The organism is Streptomyces sp. ICN903 (assembly GCF_022015835.1).
Lineage (GTDB): Bacteria > Actinomycetota > Actinomycetes > Streptomycetales > Streptomycetaceae > Streptomyces > Streptomyces fenghuangensis.
Map to the genome: position 1 here is coordinate 1 of NZ_JAKMAY010000327.1, position 5,828 is coordinate 5,828.

Below are 5,828 nucleotides of genomic sequence, written 5' to 3' on the forward strand. Positions count from 1 at the left end.
CTCCCCCTCCCCTCCGGCCGGGCCCGGAGCCCGGCACCCCGCGTCCGGCGCCTCGATCACCCTTCGGTCACCCCGTGATCACGAAAGGCCTTCCGAACCGGTTTATCCAAGACTTCTGTGGACTAGACCTTGACTCCCCAGTTGGTCTATGCCAAACCTGTGCAGACCCCACGCTCGCTCCCCCCACGCCCGTACCGTCGGCAACCTTCCAGGGGACAGCCATGCCCGTCCGTCGCCCTTTCCGCCTCCTCGCCTCCGCCCTGTCCGCCGCACTGCTGCTGAGCGGATGCGGCGCCTTCGCCGACACCGGCGACCAGGACCGGGACCGGACCCTCGACGTCTGGCTGATGCGGGGCAGCCTCTCCGGCGAACTCACCGACGCCGCCGTCCGGGACTTCGAGCGGCGCAATCCCGGTGTGGAGGTGAAGGTCACCGTCCAGGACTGGCCGGGGATCGACAAGAAGGTCACCGCGGCCCTCGGCTCCGGCGACGCGCCCGACGTGATCGAGGTGGGCAACACCCAGGTCGCCCAGTACGTGGAGACCGGCGGGGTCTCCAACCTCACCATCAAGGTCTTCGACCTCGGCGGCGACCACTGGGTTCCCGGGCTGGAGGAGCCGGGGAAGATCGACGGGTACCAGTACGGCGTCCCCTTCTACGCCGCCAACCGCGTCGTCATCTACCGCAAGGACCTCTTCGACCAGGCCGGGATCACCGAGCCGCCCGCCACCCGCGAGGAGTGGATCGAGGCCACCTCCCGGCTCGACGGGCCCGGACAGCAGGGCATCTACCTGCCGGGGCAGAACTGGTACGTGCTGGCGGGCTTCATCTGGGACGAGGGCGGGGACCTCGCCGTCGAGCGCAGCGGCCGGTGGGCCGGCGCGCTCGACACCCCCGAGGCGCTGCGCGGCATGGAGTTCTACAAGGAGCTCCAGTCCCACGGCCGGGGCCCCGTGGACTCCGACGAGTCCAGGCCGGAGCAGCGCGAGTTCTTCGCCGGGAACGAGATCGCCCAGATCATCGACGTGCCCGGCGCCGCGGAGCTGATCGTCGAGAAGAACCCCGAACTGGCGGGCAGGCTCGGCTTCTTCCCGATCCCCGGCAAGGAGGCCGGGAAGCCGGGCGCGGTCTTCACCGGCGGTTCGGTGCTGATCATCCCCGAGCGGGCCGCCGAGCCGGACGCGGCGTACTCCTTCGTCAAGCTGCTGACCGGCGAGAAGTGGCAGCGCAAGCTGGCCCAGACGATGAGCGTGGTGCCAAACAGCACCGAGCTGGCCGACGCGCTGGAGGACGACCCCGGCGCCGCGGCGATGGCGAAGGGCGCCCGCAACGGGCGTGCCACCCCCAACTCGCCGCGGTGGGGCCGCCTGGAGGCGGACAACCCGATCAAGGCCTACCAGACGCGGGTGCTGCGCGGCGCCGACCCGAAGGAGGCGGCGCGCGAGGCGTCCCGGCGGATCACCGCGATCCTGGACGGGCGCGGCTGACGCACGACCGGCCGGCCGTCGACCGGCCGTACGCCACCGGCCGCCGGCACCCCGGCGCCCCGCTCCGCACCGGAGCCGGGTGCCGGAGTCGGGGCGCCGGGCCCGCCGCCCGGGATCACGGGGCCATGGAGCCGGGCGGCCGGGGGTCAGGCGGACGCCAGGCCGCGCCCGCGCAGCCACAGCAGCTGCTCCTGCTGCTGCGAGGAGCGGCCTCCGGCGTGGTCGCCGAAGTGCCACACCCTGATGTCCTTGTCCTCCCCCGCGTAGCGGTGGTAGGCGGCGAAGACGGTCGACGGCGGGCAGACCGGGTCCATCAGGCCCACGCTGAACAGCGCGGGAGCGGTGGCGCGGCGCGCGAAGTGCAGGCCGTCGAAGTAGTTCAGTGTGGCGAAGACGGCCTCGGGGTCGGTGCGCTGGTGCACCCCGAGGTAGTGGGCGATCTCCGGGTACGGGCCGGCCGCGGCCAGTTCGGCGCCGCGCCGGAAGTGGCACAGGAAGGGCACGTCCACCAGCGCCGCCGCCACCTTCTCCGGTGCCAGACCGGCCACGGCCAGGGCCAGTCCGCCGCCCTGGCTGCCGCCGGCGGCCACCACCCGGTCCGGGTCCACCGCCGGGTGCTCGCGCACGGCGTCCACGGCGCGCACGCAGTCGGCCATCAGCCGCCGGTAGTAGTGGTGGGCGGGGTCGTCCAGGCCGCGGGTCATGAAGCCGCCGACGTACTGCGGGGTGGTGTCCGGGTCCGGGTCGGGGGTGTCGTGGCCCTGCCCCCGGCTGTCGACGACGAGGGTGGCGTAGCCCGCCGCGCTCCACAGCAGGTGCTCGATGTACAGGCCGCGGCCGCCGCTGTAGCCGATGTAGTTGACCACCGCCGGCAGCGGCCCGTCCGCACCGCGCGGCAGGATCAGCCAGGCCGCGACGGGCTGGCCGTCCCAGCCGGGGAAGCGCACGTCGAACACCTCGACGGTGCTCAGCGGCGCGTCCTCGACCCGCCGGTACTCCGCCGGCCCGGTCGCCGCGGCGCGGGCGGCGGTGAGCGTCTTGGACCAGAAGGCGTCGAAGTCCGCGGGCTCGGCCACCTCGGGCCGGTAGGCGCGCAGTTCCTCCAGCGGAAGATCGGTCAGCGGCATGCGGATGTCCGTCCCCTCGTAGCGACAGGCGATAGAAAGCGCTTTCTCCAGGAGAACCTACGTTCCGCCCGGGCCCCGGTCAACGGTATCCGCCCCACCGTGGGCCGGACGGGTCCGGCAGCCCGGTGACCTCCGGCCGCGACACGGTCCCGGACGTCCTGCCCCGGCCTAGCGTGATCCGGATGAGCACCCCTCCCACCCGTCCGGAAAGCGCTCCTCCGCCTGATGCCCCGCTTCCGGCTCCCTACCCGGGCCCGGAACCGGAACCGGAACCGCGCCCGCTTCCGCCCCCCGGAGCACGCGGCCCGCGCCGGGACCTGTACGCGGCCGGCGCGGCCGCGGCCCTGTTCGCCCTGGCCGCGCTCGTCGGCCACCTCCTGTACGACTCCGAGATCCTGCGGCTGCGGTGGCCCCCGCTGTACGCGCGCTGGCTGCCCCACACCGGCCCGGGCACGCCCGCCGCCCTCTGCCTCGCCGTCCTCACCGTCGCCTACGGCCCGCCGCTGGCCCGCCGGCTGCCCTGGCGGCACCTGCTGCCGGCCGCCTGGGGCGGTGCGATGGCCTGGGCGTGGTCGCTGGCGCTGGTGGACGGCTGGGACCGGGGAGCGGCCGGTCGGCTGACGACGAAGTACGAGTACCTCCGGTCCGTCGGCGACGTCCACGACATCGGTGCGACACTGCGCACCTTCACCGACCGCATCCTGATGGACTCCCCCGACAACTGGCCCGCCCATGTCGCCGGCCACCCCCCGGGCGCGCTGCTGACCTTCGTCGGACTGGACCGGATCGGGCTCGGCGGCGGCGCCTGGGCCGCGCTGTGGTGCGTCACGATCGGCACGTCGGCCGCGGTGGCGGTGCTGGTGGCGCTGCGGGCGCTGTGCGGGGAGGGGACGGCCCGGCGTGCGGCGCCCTTCCTGGTGCTCGCCCCGTCCGTCGTGTGGACGGCCGTCTCGGCGGACGGCTACTTCACCGCCGTCGCCGCGTGGGCCGTCGCCCTGCTGGCCCTGTCGGCCACCGGCGCCTCCCGCGCGCCGCGCACCGCCGCGCTGGGCTCGGGCGTGCTGTTCGGCTGGCTGGCCTACCTCTCCTACGGGCTGACGCTGATGGCGGCGGTCGCGCTGGCCGTACTGGTCGCGGCCCGCACCGCCCGGCCCGTGCCGTACGTCCTGCTGGGCATGCTCCCCTGCGCGGTCGTCTTCACCGCCGCCGGCTTCTGGTGGTACGAGGGCTACACCACCCTGGTCGAGCGTTACTACCAGGGCGCGGCGGGAGTGCGGCCATACGCCTACTACGTGTGGGCCAACCTCGCGGCGCAGGTCCCGGTGGTGGGGCTCGCCGTGGTGGCCGGGCTGCGGCGGGCCGCCGAGCTGCGGCGCGGCGCGCTGGTGGTGCTGCTGGCGGGCGCGTTGTGCGCGGTGCTGGCGGCGGACCTGTCGGGGATGAGCAAGGCCGAGACCGAGCGCATCTGGCTGCCGTTCACACTGTGGCTGCTGCCGGCCGCGGCCCTGCTGCCCGCCTCCGCTCGCCGCTGGTGGCTGGCGGCCCAGGCGGCCGTGGCACTGACCGTCAACCACCTGCTGTTCACCGGCTGGTGACGCCGCGGAACCCTCGCCCCGGCCCGGTCCGGCCCGGTCCGGCCCGGTCCGGTCCGGCCCGGTCCGGTCCGGCCCCGTCACGCCGCCGTCGCCGCCCGGTCCGCCCTACGTTCCGCCGCCCGGCCGCGTGCGCTCGCGGCCGGGTGGTGGGGCATCGGCGGCGGGGACCCGGACGGCGGCGCGCAGGCCGAGGAAGACGCGGCCGCCGGCGCTCCACTCCTCCTCCACCGTCCAGCCCTCCTCCTCCGCGCGGGCCCGCAGGGCGCTTCGGCCCAGCCGGGCCCAGGGAAAGGAGGGCGCGGGCCGCCCGGGGTGCGGCCGCCTCCCGTCGTCCAGTCTCGCCTGGAACCTCTCCTCGATGTCCGCCGGCGCCGCCTCGGCCAGCAGCAGCCCGCCGGGGGCCAGCAGTTCGCGAACCCGGGCCAGGAGGGCGGCCGGGTCCCCGCCCACGCCGATGTTGCCGTCGATCAGCAGGGCACTGCCCCAGCACCCCTCGTCCGGCAGCGGGTCGAACACCGAGCGGCACAGCGCGGCCCCGCCCCGCTCGCGGGTGCGGCCGACGGCGGCCGGCGCGGTGTCGACACCCATGGCCGGCCGGCCCAGCCCGGCCAGGGCGGCGACCAGCCTCCCCGGCCCGCAGCCGATGTCGAGCACGGCGCCGGTGCAGCGCCGCAGCACCGTCCAGTCGGCCTCGTCCGCCCGGGCGCACCAGCGCTCGACGTCCAGCGGCAGCCGACGGCTCCCGGGTCCGCGCAGGAAGAGGGGGCCGCGTCCGGTGCGCAGCGCGCGGGTGTACGGGTCGGCGCGCCAGGGGTGCCGGAGCGGCACGGCCCCGGCGGGATCGGCGGACGCGGCGGGCTCGGCCGGTTCCGCGACCCGCCCTGCCTGCCCGACCCGCCCTGCCTGCCCGACCCGCGGACGCGAGACCGGGGAGGCCGGAGGGGTCGGAGAGGCGGTCACCGGGCCACCGCCTGCCGCAGCCGGGCGTGTTCGGCGGCGAAGCGGCCCCGGGTGCGGGCCGCGACCTCGGCGGCGTCCTCGGCGGTGTCCACGTCCCGCAGCACCGGCAGGTCGCGCACGGTCAGCCCTGCCTCCAGCAGCCGCCGCCGCTGAAGCTCACCGGTGCGGTCGGTGGACATCGGCACGCCGCGCACCAGTCCGGGGTCGGGGTCGGCCAGACCCAGCGCCCAGAAGCCGCCGTCGGCGGCCGGGCCGAACCAGGCGGCGCGGCCCTCCCAGGCGTCCGGCGCGAGCGCCGGGGCCAGCAGGCCGGCGGTGAGCTGCGGGGTGTCCATGCCCACCAGCAGGGCGGGGCCGCGGCATGCGCCGAAGGCCGCCGCGATCCGTTCGTCCAGCCCGCCCTCGCCCTGCGGCAGCACCTCGTAGCCGTCCGGCAGCCAGGGGCCGGGGCGGCCGTCCAGGACCAGCACCCGGCGGCGGGCGGGCAGGGCCGCCACCACCGCCAGGGTGTCGGCGAGCGCCGCCTCGGCCAGCCTGGCCGCCTCCACGGGGGTGAAGGGCGGGGTGAGGCGGGTCTTGACCCGGCCCGGCACCGGCTCCTTCGCGATCACCAGCAGCGTCGCCCCCGCCTCCGGGGCGCGGCGGGGAGGGCTCACCGG

5 protein-coding genes are annotated in these 5,828 nt (G+C 76.0%); 2 read left to right on the plus strand and 3 right to left on the minus strand.

The window, feature by feature from the left end; all coding sequences use genetic code 11:
* Positions 1-221 precede the first annotated feature (221 nt).
* Complete coding sequence (locus L7D48_RS24590) at positions 222-1,487, plus strand: sugar ABC transporter substrate-binding protein (protein WP_237882600.1); 1,266 nt, start codon at positions 222-224, stop codon at positions 1,485-1,487.
* Positions 1,488-1,633: 146 nt separating this feature from the next.
* Here the strand turns inward: L7D48_RS24590 and L7D48_RS24595 are convergent, their stop codons facing one another.
* Positions 1,634-2,614 (minus strand): alpha/beta fold hydrolase, encoded by a 981-nt coding sequence (locus L7D48_RS24595; RefSeq protein ID WP_237882602.1) that lies wholly within the window; start codon positions 2,612-2,614, stop codon positions 1,634-1,636.
* A gap of 182 nt (positions 2,615-2,796) precedes the next feature.
* On the opposite strand from L7D48_RS24595, the gene L7D48_RS24600 reads away from it, so the two are divergent.
* Entirely contained in the window at positions 2,797-4,209 is a 1,413-nt protein-coding gene (locus tag L7D48_RS24600; protein ID WP_237882604.1) for a hypothetical protein, read from the plus strand.
* Positions 4,210-4,314: 105 nt separating this feature from the next.
* Here the strand turns inward: L7D48_RS24600 and L7D48_RS24605 are convergent, their stop codons facing one another.
* Positions 4,315-5,037, minus strand: a complete 723-nt coding sequence (locus L7D48_RS24605) for a methyltransferase domain-containing protein (protein WP_237882606.1) — start codon at positions 5,035-5,037, stop codon at positions 4,315-4,317.
* A gap of 128 nt (positions 5,038-5,165) precedes the next feature.
* Positions 5,166-5,825 (minus strand): DUF2064 domain-containing protein, encoded by a 660-nt coding sequence (locus L7D48_RS24610; protein ID WP_237882608.1) that lies wholly within the window; start codon positions 5,823-5,825, stop codon positions 5,166-5,168.
* Positions 5,826-5,828 lie beyond the last annotated feature (3 nt).